This window comes from Faecalimonas sp. LCP19S3_D12 (assembly GCF_052121495.1).
Taxonomy (GTDB): domain Bacteria; phylum Bacillota; class Clostridia; order Lachnospirales; family Lachnospiraceae; genus Faecalimonas.
In genome coordinates this window covers 1-24,975 of sequence record NZ_JBQKED010000046.1, presented here as the reverse complement: position 1 = coordinate 24,975, position 24,975 = coordinate 1, and the positions used below count along the sequence as shown (strand labels likewise).

Below are 24,975 nucleotides of genomic sequence, written 5' to 3'. Positions count from 1 at the left end.
GTAAACCATCGAATGGTAGGAGGTTTTAAACAATCCACAGTATCTCCAACAGTATAGCATATAGACCTTGGAGAGGGTCTATAAACACTACTACTTTATAATACGAGGAGGTTTCTTTATGATCTCAACCAAAGGGCGCTACGCCCTACGCGTACTGATTGATTTGGCTGAACAAGATTCAACCACATATGTTCCTTTGAAAGAAATTGCAAAAAGGCAGGGAATATCAGAAAAATATCTTCAGCAGATTGTAAAAATACTTGTCGGGAAAGGATTGTTAACCGGAATCAGCGGAAAAGGCGGTGGTTACCGACTAACTGCCAGCCCTGAAGAATATAATGTAGGAGAAATTTTAGAATTGATGGAAGGCAGCCTTACACCGGTAGCCTGCCTGGCTCCCGATACGAAGACTTGTTCCAGAAGTTCCTACTGCAAAACGTTGCCTATGTGGAAAAAATTCGACAATCTTGTACATGATTATTTCTTTCATATAACAATTGCCGATCTGGTCAATGGAACTGTTTAGAATATTGTAACTTTAAAGGAACAATTGCCAAACACAATTGTTTCTTTTTCTGTTGCAAACACGTTACAAACGCAGGACTTCTCATTACTCCTCACCACCCCCAAATAAATGCAAAAGGAACCCGACGCATCAGGTTCCCTTAGGTGTAGTCCGAAGACATCCACCGCAATTCTTATATATAAGATACATCTTCTCTTCCAAATATGCAAGTCTTTCTACGATTTACTGATAAATTTTTGAAGAGTATTTATATTACTTCTGTGTTGAGTTCCCAGTATTTGATTGCACACACCAATAGGCAATTCATTTCTCAGATATTCAGTTTGTTGTTGATATGCAGCAACAAACTGTTTGCATGAAGTTTTTGTTTCTCCCATTTTCCTCAAAAAATATGTAATCATAATTACATACGCATCCATATAATTGAAATTCAGATTAGAAACTCCCACTTCTTTTTCAAGTAAATTAACTAATCTTTTATCTATTTTCCCCGTCTTAAATCTCGTATCAAAAATCACATTATTATGTGCAACCGCATTTCTCAAATCTTTTATAGTAAAAATAAAAAATTTTGTTATAAAACCATCTGAATCTAGATTTGTAGGCAATTTCATGATTTTGGAAACATACAGTTTAACGTTTGTCGAAGCACAATCGAACAGTGTTCCAAACTCCCCTAATGTCATTTAGAACAAAAAACTCCCCAGAACCAAAGTCCTGAGGAGTCGAAAATTCTTTTTGAAATTGTACGTTCCAAAAACGTATAATTAACGTTTTGGTAACTGGGAATGCTTGATTTTACTGGGTTCTTGAAATGTGGTGTTGCAAACACGTTACAAACGCAGGCCTTCTCATTACTTCTCATTACTCCTCACCACACCTTATAGACAGAATTATATTTATTCCTCCAACAAAGGCATATTGATTAATTCCTGCAATTTTTTCTGTAATACAGTTTTATCCGGTAATTGCAACTTGTATTCAGCAACCATCATCGGAGACATGGTTCTGCTCATGGCATATTCTACAACTTCATCATCCTTAGATGCACACAGAATCATTCCCACGCTCGGATTTTCATTCTCTTTTTTCTTTTGACGATCTAATGCTTCCAAATAGAAATCCATTTTAGAAATATATTCCGGTTTGAATTTTCCAATCTTCAATTCAAAAGCCACCAAACATTGCAGACCTCTGTGGAAAAACAGTAAATCAATCCGAAAATCTTCTCCTCCTACTTGCACTCTATATTCTTCATCAATAAATGTAAAATCCTTACCTACTTCCAGAATGAATTCTTTCATATTCTGAATCAGACCTTTTCTCAAATCCGACTCTTTAAAATTCTTTGGCAAGTCGAGGAATTCTATGATGTACGAATCTAAAAATGGATTATCTTTCAATCCTTTTATCGGTTCTGGTAAGAGTTTTTCTTGTGAAAGCATATACCGTTCATAATAGCCGCTATTAATCTGGCGTTCTAATTCCCTCGAAGAATACGACTCTTTGATACAAAGTGTAATATAAAAATGTCTTTCTTCTACAGTTTTTGCTTTTGACATAATTGTCAAATGATTCGTCCAACTAATTTGTGTCAGCAGTGCTGACACAAATTCATCTTCACAATAAGTTTCATAAAACTGCTTCATTCTATAAAGCCCACGTCGGTTAAAGCCTTTAATTCCTGGAAAAGCATTTTGAATTTCATTAACAGCCGAATCAATATATGCATCTCCAAAAGCTACATTCCTAGATTCTCTGTTTAAATATTCACCTACATTCCAATACATTTTAATAAGCTCTTCATTTACCTTTTTTAATGCAGTATTTCTTGAATTTTCTATAATCTTTATTAAATTGTCTAATGCGGTAATTTTATTCTCCATTCATCTCTTCCCTTCAAATATATTTTACCTTTAGGATTTCCTTCTCCCAAGAAAATCGCTTTCAACAGACAACAATAAGATAGTATATGTATTTAATTAACAAATAGTCTCCATGTCATCACCAAATTCATCCGTAACATCTTCATGAGAATCCATTTCCATATATTCTGGTTGATATCCCAACTTTTCGAATTCTTCCATATGTTTATTCCTAAATTTCTTATACTCATCGCTTTGACGATATTGAATGAACAATGGCCATTGTTCCACATAACATGCTGGTATTTCAGTTCCAATAATATCTTCTAATAATTCCGATACTTTTTCAAAATCATCTAATAATGCATACTTTGCGACCTTAAACTGCCCCGCTGTAGCGGAAACATCTAGCTTTTGAATTTCTTCTTCAATACTCGGCAAACGTCCTTGATTTTTTACAGATATCCAATAGTTTACCTTATTACATAATTTATCTGCGTCACTTTGCTCTTTTTCCTTCATCATAAGATTGTATATGTATTCACTTAATCTCCACTCTGCATTTAACATATGAATGAACCCTTTTTCAAATATACGATTCTCAAGTTTTTCCTTCTCTTTCGATAATTTTCTCAAGGCCCAAAATGTCCCATACAGAATTATTTGAGTATGTTCAAATGCATTTTTTTAATATTCTCTATCAACATCCAGTATCTGTCCTTTTTGTGCACTACCACTTAAACACGGATCAATACTTTTCAAATAAATTTCATTAACTTTTCCCTGATTATGCACTATCAAATTTCTTCGATAATATACTTCTTTAAATTTTTCAAATTCATCATCTCCAAAATCAAACTTTACTTTATGCTTTTGCACAAAAGTATTATACCACTCTCCAATAGGCAGTCTCATAAAATCTTCCGCTTCTTTTTCAATAAAATGTTTTTTTACTTCCGCGATATCTGTATCAATAGACATTAATTCTGAATATGTAATAGTTTTTTCCTTTAAATAAGCTTCTGGATATTTCATTAAAATATATTTAAAGATACCTGATATAGCTTCTTCATAACGAATTAATAACATCATCAATGTGGACTCACTATGAATTCTCGGCTGTTCAAATAATTTAAAATACTCACGAGTTGCTATACGTGGATCCAACTCATATTTTTTATCTAAATCCGATATATTTTTTAATTTATAGCGAACTACCACTCCGTCTTCTCTTTTTCCCACATCACAAGTTTCAACGATTTTATTTACCTCTGATATTTCTTCTTCTGTCAATTCATCTTCTATATCCATACTTTTACTAAAAAAATATTTGTCAAGTAAAACACCGTATTTATATTTTTCCTTTTCAGCTTTTAATCGTGTTTCTATATTCGAAATTTGTTTTTCGTAATACTCCTGTAAATTCTGTATCTTATCTATTGTGTTTTCTAGCAAAAAATTAAATTCCATACTTCTCCTCCTGCACATACTTATCTTACATTGGCGGTATCGGTGGAATAACCACAAACATCGACTTCAATTCATCAATCGTTCCTGCTTTCTCCCATTCAGCCATACCTACTTTCCACACTAAGTTATCTGCTGTAAACTGCCCGGCAATCGCCATCTGTTTTAAAGTATTAAGATCAAATGGACCTGTTGCTTGTCCATTTGTCGCAACATGATACATTACATTAGGTACTGGCGGTGGTGTCATTCCGCTTTGAATTGGCTGGTTTATCCCTGACATTATATTATTCATAGAACCCGCAATATTCTGCCCAACGGCTCCACCTACTGCCATACTTGCCATCATTGCGGCCATATTGAATCCATCTCCACTACTGCTTCCACCTAAATTAATATTTCCCGCACCATTTGCCCCCATCTGTCCAAGGGCTTCTGCACCAGCAACACCAACCTCTGCCTGTTTTTCAACTTGGAAAGCACCAATATTAACAGTTTGTGTAGCTTTATGTTGTGCATACTGTCCTTCTTCTCGTTGAATACGTAATCTTTCAACATAATCTTCCATCTCAGCCTGTGTCCTAATCGTTGCCATATCCTTAGTTACAGCCATCAATTGTCTATAACCTTTACTTGTTTTATCAAGTTCTATTGCTCCAATATCAACACCTGAAACATTGACACCAAAACTATCCTTCAACCTTTCTCTAATATCCATTTCAATTACATCATTAATTTGTGCAGTCTTTGTCTCAATTTGGATAAGCGGAATATTGTTCTGTGCAGGAGCATTTGCGACAACATCTTTCACATATCTACTAACAGCATCTCTAATTTGTCTTTGAAAATCATCCAAACTAAAACTATTCAATCTATGTAATTTGATGAACTCTCGATAATCAGCAATACTAAAACTTATAGTCCCGCGTACTGCTACCGGAACACCAAAATCCATAAATCTCGGATCATAAATGTCAAAAAACGGAACACCAAACTTAACCTGTATAATCCGAGAAAGGTTAATAAAGTAAACCTCTGCCTGAAATGGCGTGCCACCTTCATAAGCTAATCCCATAATACTTGCAAGTACGGGAAAATTCGCAGTTTTTATAGGTTGGTCAAACGGTCCCTCTATAAAATCCTGCATTATACCATTTCTCTGTTTGTAAACAAAAACTGCAACCTCTCCGTCTTTAACTCTTAACGAAGATCCCCAACGAATCGCATTTTCTCTATTATTATATCCAACTCGAGAGCCTTGTGGATGCCATTTCCAAATCAAATACGAAGGTTCATCACATCTTATTTCATCCATAAATCCGCCTGCTCTAGGCCTTCCAAACAATGCCATAATCTCTCTCCCTTTCCCGCTGAAAACATCTATTTTTAAGGTTCTATTCTCAATTCATTCATTTTATCATAATATATTTTTTGTATGTGAGTAAAAACTGGATCATTCGGAAATGAAATAACAGCTTTTTGATATGCCTGACGCATTTTTTGTATCCAAGCATCTGAAACTTCTTTTCCAGAGCTACCCGAATTATCAATTTTGCTCCATAACGTATTCTTTGATAATTTCACATCAATATTAGTTGTTGCCAATAACATTAGCTCATAAATTTCATCTACTGTATTAGGAATCGGAAATGTACGAATCAACGTAAGTTTTTGACTGTAATATGTAGCATACGCATTTCTAACTCGTTCTTCATATCCTACTTGTGCAAAAAGCCCTCCTTTATTCTCTACCACTTTAACTTTCTCTATTTCCATCAACGCATCAGAGAACTTTTGAACAGTTCCACTCGCAGATTTCCCTGTAATATGCATCCCACAAGCTGGACAAACAGCATCAATAGCACTAATCACATTACCACAATTTGGGCATTTTAAGACCGTACCTGCAAATTCATGAACACGAGAAGAGTAATTTCCTGTGCTACTATGCTTAGGTGGAGTCGGTGGTGTTGGCGAAATACCTCCAGTAACTGTTGCACCACAGCTATGGCAGAATTTGGCTCCTACATTAAGTTTTGTCCCACAATTCGAACAATATGATCCTTTCGATGGTTGAACATTCGGAATAGGCGGAATTTCTGAAAATTCTTCTATAGGATTTTCATTTTCTTCATCACCTGATGCCGATTTGACATTATTCAGCTTACCTTGATTAGTCGCTCTATTCAAAACTGCTCCCGCAGCACCTTTTAAACTTGCTGCAATTCCTGAAAAACTACTTGCCGTTACATTAGATTCGCAATCGTCCTCCCTTTCCAAACCAAAAACTCTGAAAATCTCTTTCTCCCATAATGCTGCATTCTTTTTAGCTGATTCTTGAAACATAAATGTATGTAATCCCTGAATTGTCTGTATTTCAAGAGAGCAACTAAAACTATTAAAATCCCATTTTTTTAATACCATTGGCTGATTATTGCTTATTTTTATATCGGCCAAATCTAATTCCTCTAATTCTTCGCTAGCTTTTTTAAAAAGCCCATTACTTTTTTGATAAACTCCATATATTCTTTTATTAGTAAGCACAAGCACATTAAAATGTTGATTTAGATTTCTTAGTTTAGAAATCCACCAAACTCCCGATGATTCTATGAGAATTTCTTCATCATTTCCTATTTGTAAACCTACCATTTGTCTGCCCCTCCAATTAAATATAATCTTTATATTGATTCCACATTATTTTTCATCGCATCACATATATCGCCAATATTACAATCTAAATATTCACATATACGTAGAAGTATTGAAATTGCAACTTCTTCATTGCGTCGCAACTTTGTCATTGTTCCTGTTGCAATATTTAAATCTTTCCTTAGCGTAGCAGGAGCTATTTCACGTTCAGCGAGTAATATCCACAACTTTTTATAATTTATCCTCATACTGCGCCTCCAATTCGATAATATAATTTATTATACATTTTTTTGACAATTTCAGCAAGATTTTTCCCCATTATATAAAGCAAAACTCGCAAGAAATTGCGAATTTCGCAAATACTAAAGATAAACTCTCACTAAATTACAATCTTATCTTATCCCCAAGAAATCACATCACTTTAGTTACAAATTAACCTTTTCTTATTGATAAATCCTCTCATTGTCCCTATACTCCTATAAACCTCTGCCCTTCTTCCTCCGGCAAGGTAAGACAGGGGATAAGATAATCCCCTTGTCTGATATAAGTTCCGCCCATTTCTTCAAATATTGTTTTCTTCATAATCATTTCCACCTTTCTTATCGTTCTCTATCCATAGATTTTTTCTTAACTGACCGTTTTGGTTGCTGTCTGCCTTCCTGCTGATAGCGGTGTAGCTTTTCCAGTACGCTCGCTCTTTTCGGCTGTTCTAACGGTTTCTCTTTCTTCTGTTCCGTCTGATTTTTCCATCCCCTTAGTTCTTCATTGTATTCTATAATCAGTTCTTCTGCCTTATTATAGACCTTCTGAAAGGCTTGAACATTAGGGTAGCCCTCACGTTTTACTATCTGTTCCAAACTCTTGTGCAAACGCTTTTCCAAATCCTCTAACAGTTCAATTCGCCCTTCCAGAGATTTTCGCTCTTTGCCTTTAAATAGTCCTCGTAACTCTGACAGTTGCTTTTTCAAAGAAGAAATATCCTGCTGTGTGCGTTTTATCTCCCTTGACTGCCCCTGTAATTCATACATGAGTTTCTGCACATCTTTCCATTCCTGCAAATCAATCTTTGGTACAGGTTTCGGCGGCAGCTTAAATTTGAAAATTACTTCCTGTAAAAAGTCTTTCGCACCTCGGATAATCTCACGGAACATATCCGGCAACCAACCGTGTGTCCTGATAGATTGCATCGTTTTGTCTGTGATTTTTTCCTGCTTAATCTTCAAAATATCTTCTTCGGGAACACCCTCGACTAATGCCACATCAACTGTCCGATTCCATTCCTGCCTTGCCGCATTGTCCGCCTTTATCTCCTCTGCTTTCGGATTGTTCTTTCCGATTTTCTTGGTTGCCAGATATACTCCGCCCTGTTGGAATACGGACAGTTTTTCTGATTCTTCTTTTACATATCGGTTGATCGTATCGGTAAACAGTTCCTTGACTTCTTTGGTAAAGGCTTTGTTCTTAAACCATTCATCCTTTTTCGTGAAGATATGGCTTTCATAAACTTCCCCTTTGGGGATAATGCTGCACCCCGCCCGAAGATTGCCCTGCTCGTCTAAAACCTCTTTCTTTGTGCGTCTATGCTTCCCCTGCTCATCATAAAACATATTTCGGGTAGCAATCTTTACTTCGGGCTGTTCCAACATTTTCCGTTCACTGAATACCAGATGGATATGATAATTCGTCTTTGCCTTATTGTGATGAAGAGCTGCACTGCACTCCACATCATATCTTTTATGAAAAGTCTCCGTAAAAAGTCTTACCACATCATCTGCCCTGTACTGAACAAAACTTTCGGGAAGCGCTATGATAAACTCACGCCCCTCGATACATTTGCTGCTGAACCACTCGCCTTAAAGTCCAACTGATTTTCTCTTGCAAGATGTTTCCAAAACTCCGGTGTTGCGCCTTCTGTCTGATAGGTCGCATAGAGATATTCCTGTCGTTTCGGATTGGAGATATAATCAATCCTTCCTGCCACATCAGACAGCTTGCTTTTCCTGATAAATGAATGTCTGCCTATAAGCATCCTCCTTTCTCGGCTCTAGCCGATTTTGCTGTGAGTAGGTGCATAGGCACCTGTTTACGAACTTATCTGCCTATTGGCAGCATAGCTCCCGGCAGGGCGAAATACGCAGAGCATAAACGAAGTTTATGCGATGGGTGTATTTCACTCTCAATCGCCGAGGGCTGTTTTTGTATTACGTAATCTGATTATTGCTCAGACTTTAGATTTCATTTATGGGCTTATCCGCCCTTTTGATCTGCCCGTATCCGGGCTGCTTTAACATCTGCAACACTCCCCCTGCTAAAAATAAAATAAATTCAAAAATTACCCGTATAAGCGTATAAACGTATCCTCAATACTTTTCAGAAACCTGTAATCCCTTGATTTTCCTGAAGATATACGCTTATACGCTTCTTTGGAAAATTCTTTTTTATCTGTTTTTCATCCGTATCAACGATAGCTGTCTATGCGTATCTGCGTATGAATTCCTTGAAATCCTCTGGCATTTTTTCCATTATCTGAGGGAATATTCGTGGAATAATGAATGTGATACTTCTTTTCATTTTCTTTTAAGTACCCCGAAAAACTTTTTGCACTCATAGGCTTTTCCGTATTGTCCTCACACCAGTGGCAGTATGCTTGATAAAGATTCTTAGAAGTCACTGTTGTATTTTCTTCCAACCGGATATACCCGGATGACTGCATAAAAGCGATAATGTTATTCCCGGATTCCATAGCTTCGTGTAGATTTTTCTTTGCACGTTCGCTGATGGTAAAGCAGTATTTATTTTTCAGTAATCGTTTCAATCCCTCCAGACACCAGAGAAAAATATCGTCTGCTTCTCTTTGCAGTTTCTCAATCAGATAGGGATCATCTACTCTGTCTGGCGGCACATCTTTGACCGTAAGGATAATCTGTCTGCGATAAAATCCATAGGAACGATCATGTAAAGCACTCAGACTTCCGTTTCCAAAGCAGAGAAATCTGACATATAAATTCCCCTGTACGCTCTGCTTTGACTTCCTTTCCAAATCCATCTTATCCTCCAGAGTAACTATGGTTTTAATATAGTTGGTGTCTTTCAAGGCTTCCAGTTTCATATCATCATCCACCATTAAAAGCCAGTATTCCAAATCCGCCCTTGCGAAACGATTATGTTCTACTTTCTGAATATTGCTTACATTCATATTCGTTCCGAGGATTTTTCTCATAACCAGACCGATACGGGATTTTCCCTCCCCTCCTTTTCCTAAGATAATCAATAATTTCTGTGCCTTATTGGATGGGATTAGGCAATATCCCATATATTCCTGCAAGGTAGGAATATCATCTTCCTCCAACAGTTCTGAAAGAAATTTCAACCACCGTTCCGGCTTTGCTTCTTTCATTTCATAATTTACAGGCAATCGGTTCAGGCAAAACTCCTTCTTCTCTGTAAAACTGCCACTCAGAAAATAAGTTCCATTATTCACATGGATGCGATCCATTTGCACCGGAAGTTCCTCTGAATAGGCTTCCAATTTTAGAACCTCCAAAAGCTGTTTTACTTTCTTAGAAATTCCTTTCGTAAGAACCGGTTTTACCATTCTATAAATTTCTTTTTCTACTTCGCTGTCCGGCAGCATCCCATCATAGCTGAAAAAGATACCGTTGATACACTTCAATGGCATTCTTTGCAGGAAATTTTCACAAAATGCCACCTCATCAATCTGCCCATCCTCAAACCATTCCTGAGAATACGGCTTAGAGTTCATCTCTCTCTGATCCAATGCTTCTTCCAGTCTGTTCCTTGTTGTTTCGTCTATATTTTTCCATTCGTTCTTCAATTCTTTTCACATCCTTCCCACTATCCAGTAAAAATTCAATTCTGTCCTGTAACTCTCCAAACACCAGTAAATCCAGATAGTAATTTATCTTTTCTATCTGCTGACAGGTTTCTATAAATTCTGCTTCCCATTCTTCCTCTGGTGTTTTCGGTGCATATCTTATTTTCCATTCTTCCAGCAAATGAAGATAATCCGATAAAATACGGATACTTTCCCGTTCCCATTCTTCAAATTTCTTTTCGGTCTGATACAACGTTCTTTTTGGTTTTTCTTTCTTCTTACTGGTATTCCTTTTCTTTGAGTCATCCGCAAGGATTGGTATCTGAAAATCTTCTGCCAGTTTCTTTGCTGCTTCCAATGGTGTAAGATAAAAGAAATCTGCTACAAACGTAATCACATCCCCTTTCGCACCACAGGCAAAACAGCAAAATCCTTTATCTACTTTCATACTGGGATGCCTGTCATCATGAAAGGGGCAACATATCATCCCGTTTTTATTGACTTTCAATCCGTACTGTTCGGCTGCTTGCCTTGCAGTTACGTTTTCTTTTACTACCTGAAAAATATTCAATTCGACTCCTTTAAAATTTTCGTTGTATTCTCTCAGAGCCTTTGATATACTGAATTTGCGAGATAGAGTTATCAAAAGCTCTGAGAAGTTGTCCTTGTGTTACGCAAGGGCTTTTTCTTTTCCCTGCTTTTTTACCTCTCCATTGAAATATCCAGTTTCCTCCCATACTTTACGATCAGAACAGTAATAACTGAATTCGTTGGAATCCCCCATCTTCATTGCTACTCCAAATTTCAAAATTCCCTGCTGTATCCCGATACGAACGTAATGAGTATCTTTTCCGATTGCTTTTGCAATTTCTGTAATCGGCACATTTCTTCCCGTAAATGGCGGCAATTCTACATATAATCTTTTATCCATTTTCCACGTCCTCCTTTACAATCTGACTAAGTTCTTGATCTAAAGCTGTAGCAATTTTATATGCCACCTGCGGTGTACAGCTTTTTCCTGATATAATGCAGGAAATCGTCTGCCTTGACACTCCACTTAACTCAGCCAATTTCTTAATTGTTAATCCTCTTTCTTCCATCAAAATCTGCATTTTAAATACGTTTATCTTCATTTTATTTCTCCTTTCTTTTTTAATATGTACTTTTAATGCGTATTTTTATTATATGCACTTATTCTGCACATGTCAATACTATTTTATATAAATATGTACTTGTAATTCGTATTTTTCTATGATATGATAAGCGTGAGGTGAATAATGATGAGTAATGAGAAGTTACATAACAATCAAATCGGACTTAGAATCCGTACTGCTCGAAAAGAAAAAGGTATCAACCAAACAGAGCTTGCAAATTTGTTGGGGAAATCGCTTCGCACAATCCAAAAATATGAAAGCGGAGAAATCGAAGTTTCCATCGCTATGCTCAATGAAATCGCAAAAGTTTTAGACTGCGAATCCACATATCTTATAGGGTATGATGCCGAGAGAAAACCTTTAGAAAATCTTTCTGATATTATGAATTTCTTATTTCAGTTAGATAAGATAAAGGAACTTGGCTTCAATATCGAAGTCAAACGCCCGCCACATTATGATGGATGGGAATGTGCTATTACTTTTAATGGCAAAGATGTTTCTACGGAATTAAATCAAGATCTCTGTCTATTCTTGGAAGAATTTGAGAATAAAAGAAACGAAGTCAAGGACTATCAGACAAGTCTTGAATCTTATCAGAAGTGGCAGGATAAAACACTTGCTTATTACGCAAATGCAAAACTGACCGAAAAAGAAACAGAAGAAATCTCAAACGAAGAACGAATCCAGAGATTTCAAAAAATTATGAACGAGCGGTACGGTAAGAAAGAGTCCTAATTTTTAAGGAGGATTTTTAGAATATGAAATTACCGAACGGCTACGGAAGTGTAGTAAAACTATCTGGAAAAAGAAGAAAACCTTGGATGGTTCGTAAAACCATCGGCTATCACATTGATCCTGTAAAAGAAAAGAAAGTAAATGAATATATTATTATTGGATATGCCGCCACAAAAACAGAGGGCTTACAAATGCTGGCTGATTACAATCGGAATCCTTATGATACGAAGGCAGCCAAAATGACTTTTGATGAAGTGTATGAAGAATGGTCAAAGAAAAAATTTCCTACGGTATCCGAAAGCAATATCAAAGGATACAAGGCTTCTTATAAAACATGTGGCATTCTTTACAACCGAGTTTTCAAGGATTTAAAACTGGCAGACTTACAACAGGTTATTGACACCTGCGGAAAGAATTTTCCCACATTGAAGAAAATTAAAATTCTGTTCAACCAGTTATATGAATTTGCATTGAAGAATGACATCTGCAACAAAGATTATTCTACTTTTGTTGAGATCGCCCAGTACAAAGACCGCAATCCAAACAAGCATACACGTACAAAATTCACGAAAGAAGAAGTTGCAAAAGTCTGGACAATGAAAGAGGACAAATACTATCAGATCATCCTCATGCTGCTCTATAATGGTACACGCATCTCTGAATTTCTTGATTTGAAGAAAGAAAACGTGCATCTAGAAGAACAGTATTTTGATGTGATTGACAGTAAGACAGAAAATGGAATCCGAAAAGTTCCGATTGCAGATAAGCTCTTGCCTTACTATAAAGATTGGTATGAGTCTTGTCCTGATTGCGAATATCTTCTTCATACAGAGGATGGCAAAAGATTTCTTTATCGCAATTACTATGACAGCTATTGGACTCCTCTCGTGGAACAGATTGGAATTGACCGCACACCACATTGTACCCGGCATACCTGTATTTCCATGTTATCGGAAGCTGGTGTTCAGGATACAACAATCAAGAAAATTGTGGGGCACTCCGGCGCTATGACACTGACAGAAAAAGTTTATACTCACTTAGATATGCAGGTTCTTGTAGACGCAATCAACAAAACCTTAGAAAATGAGGACAGCGTAACTGCCGATACAAAATCCGCATAACAAAAAGGACACTCTCCAGTGTCTATCACCGAAAAGTGTCCTATATTTTTTAGATATTTTTGTTGCAAACGTGTTGCAAATGCGTTGCGAACTGAGTAAATTCCACCGCTTTTCACCACATCTGACAACTCCACAAACCCTTGTAAAATAAGGATTTGAACGTAAATCCGAGTTCCGAAGATTATCTCTTGCGTAACTGAAATTAACGTTTTGAGAACTGTGGAGCTCTACGAGCTGCTTTAAGTCCGTATTTCTTACGTTCTTTCATACGTGGATCACGTGTTAAGTATCCGGCTTTCTTAAGAACTGGTCTGTAATCAGCATCAGCTTGAAGTAAAGCTCTTGCGATACCGTGACGGATAGCACCAGCCTGTCCTGTGTATCCTCCACCGTGTACATTTACTAATACGTCGAATTTGTCAACTGTCTCTGTAGCAACGAGTGGCTGACGAACTACAACTTTTAATGTCTCTAATCCAAGATATTCATCAATATCTCTTTTGTTTATTGTAATTTTACCTGTTCCAGGTACTAAATATACTCTTGCGATTGATTTTTTTCTTCTTCCTGTTCCGTAGAATTTTGCATTAGCCATTATAACTTCCTCCTTTCAACCTTTCCTTAAAATGTTAATACTTCTGGTTTCTGAGCCTGCTGTGCGTGCTCTGGTCCAGCGTATACGTGTAATTTTTTGATCATACTTCTTCCCAAAGGTCCTTTTGGAAGCATTCCTTTAACTGCAAGTTCAATTACTTTTTCAGGTTTCTTAGCCATCATTTCTCTTAATGTAGTCTCTTTCATTCCTCCTACATAGTCTGAGTGATGATAGTAGATTTTCTGATCTAATTTTTTACCTGTTACTTTAATTTTTTCAGCGTTGATTACAACTACATAATCACCTGTATCGATGTGTGGTGTATATTCCGGTTTATTTTTTCCTCTTAAAACTTTAGCGATCTCAGAAGTTAAGCGTCCTAATGTGCATCCTTCTGCATCAACTACATACCATTTTCTTTCAATCTTGTCTGGATTAGCCATGTAAGTTTTCATTGGGTGACCTCCTAATAATTTTTATCAAGTTAATATCTTCTTTCTATTAGAATCAGTCCACTCCGGGGCTTTGGTGTAAACTGTTTCTTCTGTTTTCATACTGATTTATTATATTATTATTACACGATGATGTCAAGTCTAAATTTCCTGTTTTCCACACATTTCCACGCATAATCGACATTTTTTCTTCTGTATGGTACAATAAACATTATCAAATACTAATCTAGTAGGAGGTAATATATATGTGGGCTTATGAAAGTGTTTTTTACCAAATATATCCGATTGGATTTTGTGGTGCTCCAACAGAAAATGATAGTGTCACTATACCACGCATCCGCAAAATAATTGAGTGGACTGATTATCTGAAATCACTCGGCATAAATGCCGTTTTGCTGAATCCGATTTTCGAATCTGACAATCACGGATATGACACTCGTGATTTTCTGAAAATCGACTGCAGACTCGGAACAAATGGCGACTTTTCAGACGTTTGCCAGCATTTACATCAAAATGACATTCGAATTGTTCTAGATGGAGTATTTAATCATGTTGGTCGTGGTTTTTGGGCTTTTCAAGATGTAAGGGAGAAAAAATGGAGCTCTCTGTATAAAGATTGGTTCTATCTCAATTTTGACGGTGATAGCACCTACCAGGATGGTTTTTGGTATGAAGGCTGGGAAGGACACTTTGAACTTGTCAAACTCAATTTGCAAAATCCTGCTGTTGTCGATTATTTGTTAAACTGTGTAAAGCAATGGATAGAAGTGTTTGACATTGATGGTCTTCGCCTAGATGTCGCCTACAGTTTAGATCACAATTTTATGCGAAAACTTCGCAGCTTTTGTCAGGCATTAAAACCTGACTTTGCTCTGATTGGAGAAGTTCTCTTCGGTGATTATAACTTAATTGTAAATGACGACATGCTGCACAGTTGTACGAATTATGAATGTTACAAAGGACTATTTTCTAGCTTAAACGATATGAACCTATTCGAAATTGCACACTCCTTGCACCGCCAGTTTGGGACAGAACAATGGTGTATTTATCGCGGAAAGCATCTCATGACCTTTGCAGATAACCACGATGTCACAAGGCTTGCCAGCATTTTAAAGAATAAAGAACATCTTCGGAGCGCCTACGGAATTTTGATGGGCATGCCTGGAATCCCATGTCTTTACTACGGCAGCGAATGGGGTGTGGAAGGTGTCAAAGAACCACACAGTGATTACGCACTCCGCCCTTGTTTTTCAGAGCCAAAACCGAACGAACTGACAGATTGGATTCGCCGTCTCATCTCGCTTCGTCAAGACAGTGACGCACTGTGCAACGGTGATTACCGCAATATCATCATTCAGAACCATCAACTTATCTTTGAGCGAAGAACAAATGATGAGCGAATCATCGTTGCCATTAATGCTTCCGAACAAGAATACACTGCTTATCACGACATCTTAAATGGTATCGGAACAGAATTGATAACAGATACAGAAATTTCATTGAAAGATGGGCTCATACTTCCCCCTTACAGCACGCAGTATATTCAGCTTTAAAATCTGCGAAAACTTGTATTGAATCAACTATTTAAAAATGCAAGACATGACAAAACAGCTATGGAGCAGCGTCAAACTGCTTCATAGCTGTTTCTATTCTTGTCCGCCGGGAACTCCTGAGAATACAACCAGCACCGCAACGGTCATATTTACTACCACGTTACTTTCAGTTTACAGTCTTTCCAGACTTCGCAAGACTCCAAAGAAAGCTCAACCCCTGCTTCTTTCAATACTTTACAAATCTCCTTGAATACACCTAAAACTGTGTTCTCATGTTTCATATTTTCTTTGTATTTCTGATAATAGGAATAATTCGTTAATATCATCCCTTTTACAAATACTTCTCGGATATTTATCGCTGTCACCCAGCAGAAATCTCCAAACAAAAACTCGTTCAGCATCCCATCCCCAGAACCATTATCTAGTTTCTCCGGTATTATTTCTAAGCGTTTCCTTGCTTTTTCGATAATTCCATATATACTATATACAGTCTCTTTGCTTACTTTGAACATCTGAAGCAGTCTAATATCATCGAAAAGCCTGTATACACAGTACCTAAGATTTCCGTTTCCGTAAAGTTCAATCGAGAAGCCACCGTCATCTCCCTCCAGACCATTTAACGGTTCTGTGCGATACAAAAAAATCTTCATATCCTTTGTCAGTGTTTTCATTCTATACCCCTTATTTTTTTGACAATCCTTTATTCCTTTACAAGTACCTTCACAATTTCAGCCATATACATTGTATGATAATCTTTTTCCGGATACCATCTTGCATCATTCTCTTTGACATCAAAACATTCCGGACGCATCTCTTGATGGTACTGTTTTTTGCAGACCATAATCATATCCGCCTCTTCAAACGCCACTGTTCCATCTGTAAAATATGGTGTCAATCCTGCATTTTTCACCTTATCCTCGTCTCTTCCGGATATTTTTCCACAGTAAGCGAGCGCCGGACGATGGTTTTCCCCAAAAAATGCAATCGTAAACAGATCATTGTGATCTACGAACTCTTTCGTGTATCTCTGTGGACGAATGTAAACACTTACCACATTCTTTCCCCACATAACACCAACGCCTCCCCAGCTTGCTGTCATTGTATTATAGGATTCTTCCTTTCCCGCTGTAATCAAAAGCCATTCTTTTCCAATCTTTGTAAATGGATTGAACGAAAGATCTTCTATCTTCACTTCTTGAAATGCCATCTTATACACTCCTTTCACCTGCTGCCACATAAGGCAGTTATTATAAGTCTATGTTTCAGAACCTTATTTCATGATTACTTTTCTAAAATTCTTTTTCCCTCTTCTAAGCACGATGCCCTCTCCTGCAAATACGTCTTTTGCAAATACCGCTTTGATATCAGTAACTTTCTCGCCATCTACAGCGACACCGCCCTGATCTACAGCACGTCTTGCTTCAGATTTAGATGGAACTAATCCGCTCTTTACAAGCATTGTCAAAATGTCGATACTTCCGTCCACAAGATCTTCTTCTGTAAGTTCTGCTGTCGGCATGTTTGCTGCTGCACCACTTGAGAACAATGCTCTTGCACTTTCCTGTGCTTTTGTCGCTTCCTCTTCTCCATGAACAAGTTTTGTCAACTCAAATGCGAGAATCTCTTTTGCTTGATTCAGCTGGCTTCCTTCCCAGGCATCCATCTTGTCAATCTCTTCCAACGGAAGGAACGTAAGCATACGGATACATTTCAGAACATCTGCATCTCCGACATTTCTCCAATACTGATAAAATTCAAATGGTGATGTCTTATTCGGGTCAAGCCAAACTGCACCAGACTGTGTTTTTCCCATTTTCTTTCCTTCAGAGTTCAAAAGCAATGTGATTGTCATCGCACTTGCATCTTTTCCAAGCTTACGGCGAATCAATTCTGTACCTGCCAGCATATTGCTCCATTGGTCATCTCCACCAAACTGAAGATTACATCCGTATTTCTGGTACAATGCGTAGAAATCATACGCCTGCATGATCATGTAGTTAAACTCTAAGAAACTCAGTCCTTTTTCCATTCTCTGTTTGTAGCACTCTGCTGTCAGCATACGGTTCACGCTAAAGTGTGCCCCTACTTCGCGAAGCAATTCAATATAGTTCAGATCCAAAAGCCAGTCTGCATTGTTTACCATCATTGCTTTTCCTTCTGAGAAATCAATGAATTTACTCATCTGCTCTTTAAAGCAGTCGCAGTTGTGCTGAATCTGCTCCGGAGTCATCATAGACCGCATATCTGTTCTTCCAGATGGGTCTCCGATGTATCCTGTTCCTCCCCCGATCAATGCGATTGGTTTATTCCCTGCCATCTGAAGACGTTTCATCAGGCACAGTACCATAAAATGTCCCACATGAAGGCTGTCTGCTGTTGGGTCAAATCCGATGTAAAATGTTGCCTTTCCTTCATTAATCAAGTTGCTGATCAGCTCTTCGTCTGTTACCTGCGCAATCAATCCTCTTGCTTTCAATTCATCATAAATTTTCATTTTTCATTCTCCTTCTTGTCTGTCGGTTTTATTACTTTTCGGAGCGTTTTATCGCATGGCACGTAATTTGCTATGCGATTATCTTTGCACGAAGTGCATTTTTTAATTATAGGATTCCAAAGGAATTTTCTATAATAAAAAAACCCGCCCCTTATCTAACATAAAGGGCGAGTGTAATCCCGCGGTACCACCTTCATTCGCATTCACTTCACAGCAAACGCCTCTGCAAGTATCTATCAATACTCAGGCACGATAACGTGTGCCATCCCGTTGCAGCCTACTTAGAATTATGTCACTGTTCGGTGCAAAGCTCCAAGATGTATTCATAATCGACTTTCCATGCGCCTCTCATCAACCGGCAGCTTTCTGTATGGCGTCTCAATTATTACTTTTTCTTTTCTTCGCCGTTTCTTATTCTGAGGAAATACTACCCCATAAAATGATATTTGTCAAGGGGCTTATACGCCTTTTTCTTGTTCCAAAGCATCATTCCCGCCAAGAGCAGCAAGCCCGTCACAGACAATACTTTTCCCATCTTCAATCCCGGTGCATGATACACAATCTCTACCTCATGTGTTCCGTCCGGCATCTTTACTCCTAAAAATGCCGTATTGACTTTTTCATACTTCACGTCTTTTCCATCTATCTTCACTTCAAAATGCTCATCATATGGAATCGATGTAATCAGATACCCATCTTTCACGCCGTCCACACTTCCTACAATTCGGTTCCCTTTTGTCTGTGCTCTGTCCACCCTAAATTCGCTTTGGCACAGCGTCTTTAACGATTCGTCAGTATTTCCGATATAGCATCGAAGGTTTCGGATTTCATAATTTCCTGCTCCTAGTCCCAGATTCACTTCCGTTTGTCCCGCCTTTAGGTTTACCACATAAGTAAAGGTTGTGTTACCATTATAGTAAATATGCGACCCTGCGCTTAGTTTATTTTTCACACCTGCAAGCCACACAGAAACATCCTTGGATCTCTTGTAATTTTTTAGTTCAAACTGCACAAACAGAATCTCTTCCTTCTGTGCCTCCTCACTGATTTTTAATTTCACATTCTGAATTTTTTTTGACTTAATATGGTACCCATCTTCTATCTTTTCAATCGCCTGCGCATCTTCCATCGGAATCTCTGCCCCAGTCTCTTTCACCTGACTCTTCAACACCTCTTTAGGATTCACTGTATCATTTACTGATTTTCCTACGGCAAATCGCAAAAAAGCGAGCTGACTGTACGGAAATGCCAGATCTTCATACGCTTTTTCTGAAATCATCTGATTTGTCACATACGCAATCGGGAGAACTTCTTCATTTTTATAAACTGTCACATCTCCGACTTTCTTCTCCTGTTGATACCCTGTGATTTCTTGTTTAGAAAGAATGTATTTTACCCCCATCAATTTCTGATAAATCGGGTTTTCTGTCACAGACTGCATCAATACATTTCGGAATGGCTGTTCCACCAGAAATGTTTCGGTTCGAAATTTCTGGTACGCCGCATTGTAGGAAGACGAATAAATCGATGATACATACTGCTGCATATTCCAGATACGGTTCAAATTTGCGGCATTTTCACTCGTCGTGCCGCTTTGCTCCATTCGGTAAAATCCGTTCTCTTTCTCTGTCAACTCCTCAATCTCAGTTCGAATCTGCTTATTTGTCACCTCTTCGTAAAATGCCGGTTCGATCATCTTGTCGGCACTTTTGTGCAGCACCACTCCATACAGCGACAAAAAGCCAATTGGAACAGCGATGAGAACCCAATCGAATTTCTTCCAATAAAAAATAAGATAGCAGACAAGCATCGCCAGCGCATCCATCAGCACCCAGCCCAGATATTCTGAGTATTTTCCTTGTTCACGTCCCATATACACCAAAACAATTGTCAGTAAAAACGGCAAGACTCCTGCCCAAAAAGAAATCTCACGCCGTTTTTGCTTTTCCAAATAAGTTGCAATCAGATAACATAAAAGCGGCAAAAACGGAATCATCACTTTATCCCGAATATAAAGTCCTCCATTGAGCAAATAGGCAAACAAAGGTACTGTCAAAATAGCGATACAGGCAATGTGCAAAAATTTCTCATATAGCTTCCGATATGTCAATCCGGTAATCAGAACCGTGATTGCAAGTGTTGTCAATCCGATACCGTACGGCGTATATACAACCCGGAAAATCGGAATTTCCGGAATCAAAAGTGCAGACAGTTCCGTCTTATGTCCTCCTTCTCGTCCTCCCGCAAGCGCCATCGCCGTCGGCACAAGAAGTACGGCACTCATCAAAACTGCCGTCAGCATCGGTAAAAGGAAGCGAAATCCATCTGACACAAACCCTAAAATCTTTATATTTTCTCCAAGTTTCTCTTTGCCCTCGGTATACCGATAAATAACATACAATACAAGCGCAAACATTCCACCTATGCTAAAGTAGAAACTTGTCAGAATCATAAGAAATACACTTATCGTGTAGAGTCCTGCTTTCTGTTTCTCAAAACACCGATCTACACCTAAAAATGCCAGACACAAAAACGGCATATAATTGACAAACATAATCTGATTATAAGAATGATAGATCATCGGTCCGGACAATAAAAAAAGCAACGCCGTCAGAAAACTAAGCCTGCTCGTAATCCCTCTTCGCAAAAACCATTTATAAAACAATAAGACAGCTGCTAAAAGACTTATAACGCCTGCAGCCATCATATAATCGCTCATTTTTACAAAAGGCAGAAAATACGAGATCAAAACAACAGGGCTATACAACCCATAATAGGCAAAGTTATAAATATTTTGCCCTCCTCCGATATTCGCTGCAAACTCCGGAAATAGCTGTCCTGTATTATAAAACTGCTGCCGGAAATAATCCGGCAGTACGCTGTGCTGACTGATCCAGTCTACCTTCGAGCCAAATACACCATACCTTCCGCAAAAAAACCAGCAAAAAAACAGTGTGGCCATTCCCAGTATCAGATACGGAATCGTTTGTTTAAACTTCTGCCTGTTCATATTGGTTCTCCTCGCTGGAATCTTTCAATATGTAAATCGGACGGTGCTTCGTCTCCAAATATGTCTTAGACAAGTACTGCCCAACAATTCCGGTACAAAGCAGTTGCACTCCGCTCACCATAAAAATGATACACACAAGTGAAGGCCAGCCTGCTACCGGATCCCCCCACACGAGCGTGCGCACAATAATAAACACAATCATCAAAAAAGAAAGAATACAGAACAAAATTCCGACAACGGACGCCAAGGAAAGCGGGGCAACCGAAAACCCTGTAATCCCTTCCAACGAATAGAAAAATAATTTGCGCAGCGACCACTTTGTCTCTCCTGCTGACCGTTCTACATTCTCAAACTCCATCCATTTTGTGCGAAATCCAACCCACTCAAAAATGCCCTTCGAGAATCGGTTATATTCGCTCATCTCCAGAATCGCATCCACCATTTTGCGTTTCATCAATCGGTAATCTCTGGCTCCGCTTACAATCTCTGTCTTGGAAATCTTATTGATAAATTTATAAAAACGATTGGATAAAAAGGAGCGAATTCTGGGTTCTCCCGTCCGTGTAGACCGCTTTGTCGCTACACTGTCGTACGGCTCTTCAATAAGAGTTCGATACATTTCCGGCAGCAGACTCGGCGGATCCTGTAAATCCACATCCATAATTGCCACATAATTCCCCTCTGCATTGCTAAGTCCCGCATAAATCGCCGCCTCTTTTCCAAAATTTCTTGAAAACGATAAATATTTGCAGCGCCCATCCCTCTCATGCAGACTTTTCATAAGCCCAAGTGTCCGGTCCGAAGATCCATCATCCACAAACAGCAATTCAAAGTCTACTCCTTGCATCTGTTTCATAATACAGCTCATCTCCTCATAATATACCGGCAGAGCCTCCTCCTCGTTAAAGCAAGGTATCACAATACTAATTTTATTCATTTTTCTCACCTCACGTCTATTTTACAGATAAAATCTTAAGGAACTACACAACTAATTCTTAAGATTTCTTAAGTCTCTCTGATTTTTGTCATTTTTTCGCTATAATAAGCATAGAAGACAAAACACGGAGGAAACACCATGGATAATGCACACATTTTGATTGTCGACGACAACCCGGAGATTCGAGAAATCATACAGATTCTGCTGTCCGGTGAGGGCTTTTTAACACAAGAATCAAAAGACGGAAAAACCGCACTCAACCTCTTACAGACAACTTGTTTCGACCTCATCATTTTAGACATTATGATGCCTTGACTTAACGGATATCAGACCTGTCTGGAAATCCGTAAAATAACAAATGCCCCAATTCTATTTCTGAGCGCCAAAACAAAGGACAGCGACAAGACACTTGGATTTTCAAGCGGAGGTGATGACTATCTCGCCAAACCATTTTCCTACAGTGAGCTGATCAGCCGTGTCAAAGCGCTCATCCGCCGCTATCACATTTACAAGGGTAAAAAAGAAACACTACCTCCACAAACAACCTTTCAATACCATCATCTTACCATTGACGAAGCAAAAGAAGAAGTCTTATCAGACGGCAAACCGCTCGACCTGACTGACACAGAGTACCGAATGTTACTCCTTCTCGTGAAAAACCGAAAACAACTTTTTTCTGCTGAACGGCTCTATGAAGCTGTTTGGGACGAACCTTACTATTATGGCGCAAACAACACCGTAACAGTGCATATTCGGAATCTGAGAAGAAAAGTGGAAATGGATCCGAATCATCCAACTATCGTCAAAACGGTCTGGGGAAAGGGGTATCGATGTGATTAAGAAATTTCAAAACTGTAAAATACGCACCCAGTTTGCAATTGTCATACTACTCGCCGGAGCACTCTGCTATTTCCTTTTTTCGTTCTTATGGGGAAAACGCTATGAGACCTTCGGTTATCTGAACGATAAATTCGGCTTTTACCCGCAGCTAAACGACGATTCCTTTTGGGGAACACTCTATGAGGAGGCACTCAAATACGATATTCCCGAATCAGAAGATGACAAGGAAACGAGCGAAAAAATGCACCCTTTCTTTGACCTCGTGGATGACTATACAGGTATTTACATTTACCGCTTGGAAGATGGAATTTTTCTGTGCGGAAAGACTCCGATTTCCATGGAAAAACATGCGTTTCGGAGTTTTTTTGACTTCGGCTATGCTCTGACAGACGGCGAAGGCGAAACCCCTATCAGCTTTCCGATTCAATTTAAAAACGGAATGGCACAGGTACATATTACTTTTTACCATAGTTCCTTCTTTCTCTATCCATACTGTATGGTGCTTCTCGTAGTCTGTATCGGATTGTTCCTTTTTCTTGTACTGTTTTTTGTCAGCCGGAAAATGAAACAGATCATTTGCTTAAAAGACGATGTGCTCGTGATGGCAGGTGGCGATCTGTCACATCCTTTTCCAGACTACCAAAAAAATGAAATCGGAATACTCTCCCATGAACTTGATCACCTCCGCATTGCCTTTGACGAAAATATACAGTCCGAGCAGGAGAGCCGCAAAGCCAATCAGGACTTAATTACCGCGATGTCACATGACCTTCGCACACCGCTCACCATTTTGAATGGATATTTGGAAATTTTAAAGCAGCAAAAACGCCCTGATAAACAAGAGGAATACTTAAACCGTTGTCTGCAAAAGACAGCGGATATCAAAGAAATGACAGATCGTATGTTTGAGTATGCACTCGTATTTGATCCCACTGAAACACTGGAACTGCACGCTCAAAATTCCGCTCTGTTAAGACAGATTTTGATGGAGCACTGTGAATTTCTAAAATTGGTTGGTTTTCAGACAGAACTTGCCTTTCCTGACTGCGCATTCTCTTTTCTCTGCGACGTGACGATGTTGAAACGTGTTTTCTCTAATCTGTTCTCCAACATCATCAAATACGGAGATAAACAGGATACGGTAACTGTCTCAGTAAAGCATACTCCTGACTGCATTTCTATCAATCTTACAAATGCAATCAAAAAAGATTTTTCTGATGTCGAGAGCAATCGGATCGGATTGAAGAGCGCTGAAAAAATGATGCAGTTGATGAACGGCACAGCAGCTATCCACAAAACAGCTGCACTGTTTTCCGTGTCATTGCTCTTAAGAAACTCAGAGAGAGTGTTGTGACATATCTATTATAAAAAAGAGCAAAGTGTACCGACCCCCAAAAGTTAGACCTAAAAATCTAACGATTGGAGGTCGGTATTTTTATGTCTAAATATTCTTTTGAATTCAAGAAGAAAGTTGTTTTGGCATACTTAAATGGAGAAGGTGGATACGGATATCTTTCTAAAACATATGGAATTCCTGCTAAAAGAAATATTGAGCAATGGGTTCATAATTATCAAACCTTTGGAGATGAAGGTTTACTGCGTTCTCGAAAAAATAATATATATTCTTTCGAAAAAAAGCTTTCTGTTGTAGAATTGTATTTATCAAGTGAAATCTCATATCAAGATTTAGCTCTACAAGAAGGCATTACCAACCCATCTTTGATTGTTAACTGGGTTAATCG

The 24,975-nt window shown here is 38.4% G+C and carries 24 protein-coding genes, 3 pseudogenes and 1 other annotated feature; of the genes and pseudogenes, 7 read left to right on the top strand and 20 right to left on the bottom strand.

Going from position 1 to position 24,975, the window contains the following annotated elements; translation table 11 throughout:
* Nucleotides 1-118: 118 nt before the first annotated feature.
* Entirely contained in the window at nt 119-526 is a 408-nt protein-coding gene (locus ACTQXY_RS12845; protein ID WP_441659787.1) for an Rrf2 family transcriptional regulator, read from the top strand.
* 215 nt (nt 527-741) lie between these two features.
* Here the strand turns inward: ACTQXY_RS12845 and ACTQXY_RS12840 are convergent, their stop codons facing one another.
* The 13 genes and pseudogenes from ACTQXY_RS12840 to ACTQXY_RS12780 form a co-directional block, all read right to left on the bottom strand.
* Nucleotides 742-1,212 (bottom strand): hypothetical protein, encoded by a 471-nt coding sequence (locus ACTQXY_RS12840; protein ID WP_441659786.1) that lies wholly within the window; start codon nt 1,210-1,212, stop codon nt 742-744.
* A 213-nt stretch (nt 1,213-1,425) separates the two neighbouring features.
* Nucleotides 1,426-2,412 carry a PDDEXK nuclease domain-containing protein gene (locus ACTQXY_RS12835; RefSeq protein ID WP_441659785.1) on the bottom strand — a complete coding sequence of 329 codons (987 nt, stop codon included), beginning with the start codon at nt 2,410-2,412 and terminating at the stop codon, nt 1,426-1,428.
* 96 nt (nt 2,413-2,508) lie between these two features.
* Entirely contained in the window at nt 2,509-3,027 is a 519-nt protein-coding gene (locus ACTQXY_RS12830; RefSeq protein ID WP_441659784.1) for a hypothetical protein, read from the bottom strand.
* A 51-nt stretch (nt 3,028-3,078) separates the two neighbouring features.
* Nucleotides 3,079-3,861, bottom strand: a complete 783-nt coding sequence (locus ACTQXY_RS12825; RefSeq protein WP_441659783.1) for a hypothetical protein — start codon at nt 3,859-3,861, stop codon at nt 3,079-3,081.
* 25 nt (nt 3,862-3,886) lie between these two features.
* Nucleotides 3,887-5,209: an SPFH domain-containing protein gene (locus ACTQXY_RS12820; RefSeq protein ID WP_441659782.1), complete on the bottom strand. Its 1,323-nt coding sequence runs from the start codon at nt 5,207-5,209 to the stop codon at nt 3,887-3,889.
* Between the two features lie 35 nt (nt 5,210-5,244).
* Complete coding sequence (locus ACTQXY_RS12815) at nt 5,245-6,507, bottom strand: zinc-ribbon domain-containing protein (protein WP_441659781.1); 1,263 nt, start codon at nt 6,505-6,507, stop codon at nt 5,245-5,247.
* 29 nt (nt 6,508-6,536) lie between these two features.
* Nucleotides 6,537-6,755, bottom strand: a complete 219-nt coding sequence (locus ACTQXY_RS12810) for a helix-turn-helix domain-containing protein (RefSeq protein WP_441659780.1) — start codon at nt 6,753-6,755, stop codon at nt 6,537-6,539.
* A 238-nt stretch (nt 6,756-6,993) separates the two neighbouring features.
* A pseudogene (locus ACTQXY_RS12805) lies at nt 6,994-7,089 on the bottom strand (TnpV protein); the annotation flags it as partial.
* 17 nt (nt 7,090-7,106) lie between these two features.
* Nucleotides 7,107-8,536: pseudogene (locus ACTQXY_RS12800) on the bottom strand (MobA/MobL family protein).
* Between the two features lie 429 nt (nt 8,537-8,965).
* Entirely contained in the window at nt 8,966-10,270 is a 1,305-nt protein-coding gene (locus tag ACTQXY_RS12795) for a phage/plasmid primase, P4 family (protein WP_441659788.1), read from the bottom strand.
* The gene (locus tag ACTQXY_RS12790) at nt 10,260-10,913 is read right to left on the bottom strand and encodes a CHC2 zinc finger domain-containing protein (RefSeq protein ID WP_441659779.1); all 654 of its coding nucleotides are present in this window, start codon (nt 10,911-10,913) and stop codon (nt 10,260-10,262) included. The genes ACTQXY_RS12795 and ACTQXY_RS12790 overlap by 11 nt, the downstream gene beginning before the upstream one ends.
* 99 nt (nt 10,914-11,012) lie before the next feature.
* Nucleotides 11,013-11,273, bottom strand: coding sequence for a hypothetical protein (locus ACTQXY_RS12785; protein ID WP_441659778.1), 261 nt, complete (start codon nt 11,271-11,273; stop codon nt 11,013-11,015).
* On the bottom strand, nt 11,266-11,475 hold the full coding sequence (locus ACTQXY_RS12780) for a helix-turn-helix domain-containing protein (protein ID WP_173724307.1): 210 nt from the start codon (nt 11,473-11,475) through the stop codon (nt 11,266-11,268). Before ACTQXY_RS12780 ends, ACTQXY_RS12785 begins: the two co-directional genes overlap by 8 nt.
* A 147-nt stretch (nt 11,476-11,622) precedes the next feature.
* On the opposite strand from ACTQXY_RS12780, the gene ACTQXY_RS12775 reads away from it, so the two are divergent.
* Together ACTQXY_RS12775 and ACTQXY_RS12770 are read left to right on the top strand one after the other, a co-directional pair.
* Nucleotides 11,623-12,231 carry a helix-turn-helix domain-containing protein gene (locus tag ACTQXY_RS12775; protein WP_441659777.1) on the top strand — a complete coding sequence of 203 codons (609 nt, stop codon included), beginning with the start codon at nt 11,623-11,625 and terminating at the stop codon, nt 12,229-12,231.
* Nucleotides 12,232-12,254: 23 nt separating this feature from the next.
* On the top strand, nt 12,255-13,352 hold the full coding sequence (locus ACTQXY_RS12770; RefSeq protein WP_441659776.1) for a tyrosine-type recombinase/integrase: 1,098 nt from the start codon (nt 12,255-12,257) through the stop codon (nt 13,350-13,352).
* 202 nt (nt 13,353-13,554) lie between these two features.
* Here the strand turns inward: ACTQXY_RS12770 and rpsI are convergent, their stop codons facing one another.
* Nucleotides 13,555-13,947, bottom strand: a complete 393-nt coding sequence (rpsI, locus tag ACTQXY_RS12765) for a 30S ribosomal protein S9 (RefSeq protein WP_004612070.1) — start codon at nt 13,945-13,947, stop codon at nt 13,555-13,557.
* Between the two features lie 26 nt (nt 13,948-13,973).
* Nucleotides 13,974-14,402, bottom strand: a complete 429-nt coding sequence (gene rplM, locus ACTQXY_RS12760) for a 50S ribosomal protein L13 (protein WP_441659775.1) — start codon at nt 14,400-14,402, stop codon at nt 13,974-13,976.
* A gap of 242 nt (nt 14,403-14,644) precedes the next feature.
* Between rplM and ACTQXY_RS12755 the strand changes: the two genes are divergently transcribed.
* Nucleotides 14,645-15,952, top strand: coding sequence for an alpha-amylase family glycosyl hydrolase (locus tag ACTQXY_RS12755; protein WP_441659774.1), 1,308 nt, complete (start codon nt 14,645-14,647; stop codon nt 15,950-15,952).
* A gap of 152 nt (nt 15,953-16,104) precedes the next feature.
* Here the strand turns inward: ACTQXY_RS12755 and ACTQXY_RS12750 are convergent, their stop codons facing one another.
* The 5 genes from ACTQXY_RS12750 to ACTQXY_RS12730 all read right to left on the bottom strand — a co-directional run bounded on the left by ACTQXY_RS12750 (nt 16,105) and on the right by ACTQXY_RS12730 (nt 22,393).
* Nucleotides 16,105-16,623, bottom strand: a complete 519-nt coding sequence (locus ACTQXY_RS12750) for a hypothetical protein (RefSeq protein ID WP_441659773.1) — start codon at nt 16,621-16,623, stop codon at nt 16,105-16,107.
* Nucleotides 16,624-16,652: 29 nt separating this feature from the next.
* Nucleotides 16,653-17,159, bottom strand: a complete 507-nt coding sequence (locus ACTQXY_RS12745; protein WP_441659772.1) for a flavin reductase — start codon at nt 17,157-17,159, stop codon at nt 16,653-16,655.
* 63 nt (nt 17,160-17,222) lie between these two features.
* A complete protein-coding gene (gene tyrS / locus ACTQXY_RS12740) occupies nt 17,223-18,446 on the bottom strand; it encodes a tyrosine--tRNA ligase (protein ID WP_441659771.1) in 1,224 nt (407 codons plus the stop codon).
* 160 nt (nt 18,447-18,606) lie between these two features.
* Nucleotides 18,607-18,857, bottom strand: a binding site (T-box leader).
* A gap of 16 nt (nt 18,858-18,873) precedes the next feature.
* A complete protein-coding gene (locus ACTQXY_RS12735) occupies nt 18,874-21,456 on the bottom strand; it encodes a YfhO family protein (RefSeq protein ID WP_441659770.1) in 2,583 nt (860 codons plus the stop codon).
* Nucleotides 21,437-22,393, bottom strand: a complete 957-nt coding sequence (locus tag ACTQXY_RS12730) for a glycosyltransferase (protein WP_441659769.1) — start codon at nt 22,391-22,393, stop codon at nt 21,437-21,439. Before ACTQXY_RS12730 ends, ACTQXY_RS12735 begins: the two co-directional genes overlap by 20 nt.
* 138 nt (nt 22,394-22,531) lie before the next feature.
* On the opposite strand from ACTQXY_RS12730, the pseudogene ACTQXY_RS12725 reads away from it, so the two are divergent.
* The 3 genes and pseudogenes from ACTQXY_RS12725 to ACTQXY_RS12715 all read left to right on the top strand — a co-directional run.
* A pseudogene (locus tag ACTQXY_RS12725) lies at nt 22,532-23,233 on the top strand (response regulator transcription factor).
* Nucleotides 23,226-24,587, top strand: a complete 1,362-nt coding sequence (locus ACTQXY_RS12720) for a histidine kinase dimerization/phospho-acceptor domain-containing protein (protein ID WP_441659768.1) — start codon at nt 23,226-23,228, stop codon at nt 24,585-24,587. Before ACTQXY_RS12725 ends, ACTQXY_RS12720 begins: the two are co-directional and overlap by 8 nt.
* 83 nt (nt 24,588-24,670) lie before the next feature.
* Nucleotides 24,671-24,975: helix-turn-helix domain-containing protein (locus ACTQXY_RS12715; RefSeq protein ID WP_441659767.1), on the top strand; the 305-nt coding region annotated here is incomplete at its 3' end.

Excerpts from the sequence above, each read along its gene's own strand:
- ACTQXY_RS12750 (WP_441659773.1), bottom strand. The coding sequence starts at position 16,623 with ATGAAAACACTGACAAAGGATATGAAGATTTTTTTGTATCGCACAGAA.
- tyrS (WP_441659771.1), bottom strand. The coding sequence starts at position 18,446 with ATGAAAATTTATGATGAATTGAAAGCAAGAGGATTGATTGCGCAGGTA.
- rplM (WP_441659775.1), bottom strand. The coding sequence starts at position 14,402 with ATGAAAACTTACATGGCTAATCCAGACAAGATTGAAAGAAAATGGTAT.
- ACTQXY_RS12845 (WP_441659787.1), top strand. The coding sequence starts at position 119 with ATGATCTCAACCAAAGGGCGCTACGCCCTACGCGTACTGATTGATTTG.
- ACTQXY_RS12825 (WP_441659783.1), bottom strand. The coding sequence starts at position 3,861 with ATGGAATTTAATTTTTTGCTAGAAAACACAATAGATAAGATACAGAAT.
- ACTQXY_RS12755 (WP_441659774.1), top strand. The coding sequence starts at position 14,645 with ATGTGGGCTTATGAAAGTGTTTTTTACCAAATATATCCGATTGGATTT.
- ACTQXY_RS12735 (WP_441659770.1), bottom strand. The coding sequence starts at position 21,456 with ATGAACAGGCAGAAGTTTAAACAAACGATTCCGTATCTGATACTGGGA.
- rpsI (WP_004612070.1), bottom strand. The coding sequence starts at position 13,947 with ATGGCTAATGCAAAATTCTACGGAACAGGAAGAAGAAAAAAATCAATC.
- ACTQXY_RS12730 (WP_441659769.1), bottom strand. The coding sequence starts at position 22,393 with ATGAATAAAATTAGTATTGTGATACCTTGCTTTAACGAGGAGGAGGCT.
- ACTQXY_RS12820 (WP_441659782.1), bottom strand. The coding sequence starts at position 5,209 with ATGGCATTGTTTGGAAGGCCTAGAGCAGGCGGATTTATGGATGAAATA.
- ACTQXY_RS12840 (WP_441659786.1), bottom strand. The coding sequence starts at position 1,212 with ATGACATTAGGGGAGTTTGGAACACTGTTCGATTGTGCTTCGACAAAC.
- ACTQXY_RS12770 (WP_441659776.1), top strand. The coding sequence starts at position 12,255 with ATGAAATTACCGAACGGCTACGGAAGTGTAGTAAAACTATCTGGAAAA.
- ACTQXY_RS12785 (WP_441659778.1), bottom strand. The coding sequence starts at position 11,273 with ATGGATAAAAGATTATATGTAGAATTGCCGCCATTTACGGGAAGAAAT.
- ACTQXY_RS12775 (WP_441659777.1), top strand. The coding sequence starts at position 11,623 with ATGAGTAATGAGAAGTTACATAACAATCAAATCGGACTTAGAATCCGT.
- ACTQXY_RS12780 (WP_173724307.1), bottom strand. The coding sequence starts at position 11,475 with ATGAAGATAAACGTATTTAAAATGCAGATTTTGATGGAAGAAAGAGGA.
- ACTQXY_RS12835 (WP_441659785.1), bottom strand. The coding sequence starts at position 2,412 with ATGGAGAATAAAATTACCGCATTAGACAATTTAATAAAGATTATAGAA.
- ACTQXY_RS12795 (WP_441659788.1), bottom strand. The coding sequence starts at position 10,270 with ATGAACTCTAAGCCGTATTCTCAGGAATGGTTTGAGGATGGGCAGATT.
- ACTQXY_RS12810 (WP_441659780.1), bottom strand. The coding sequence starts at position 6,755 with ATGAGGATAAATTATAAAAAGTTGTGGATATTACTCGCTGAACGTGAA.
- ACTQXY_RS12745 (WP_441659772.1), bottom strand. The coding sequence starts at position 17,159 with ATGGCATTTCAAGAAGTGAAGATAGAAGATCTTTCGTTCAATCCATTT.
- ACTQXY_RS12815 (WP_441659781.1), bottom strand. The coding sequence starts at position 6,507 with ATGGTAGGTTTACAAATAGGAAATGATGAAGAAATTCTCATAGAATCA.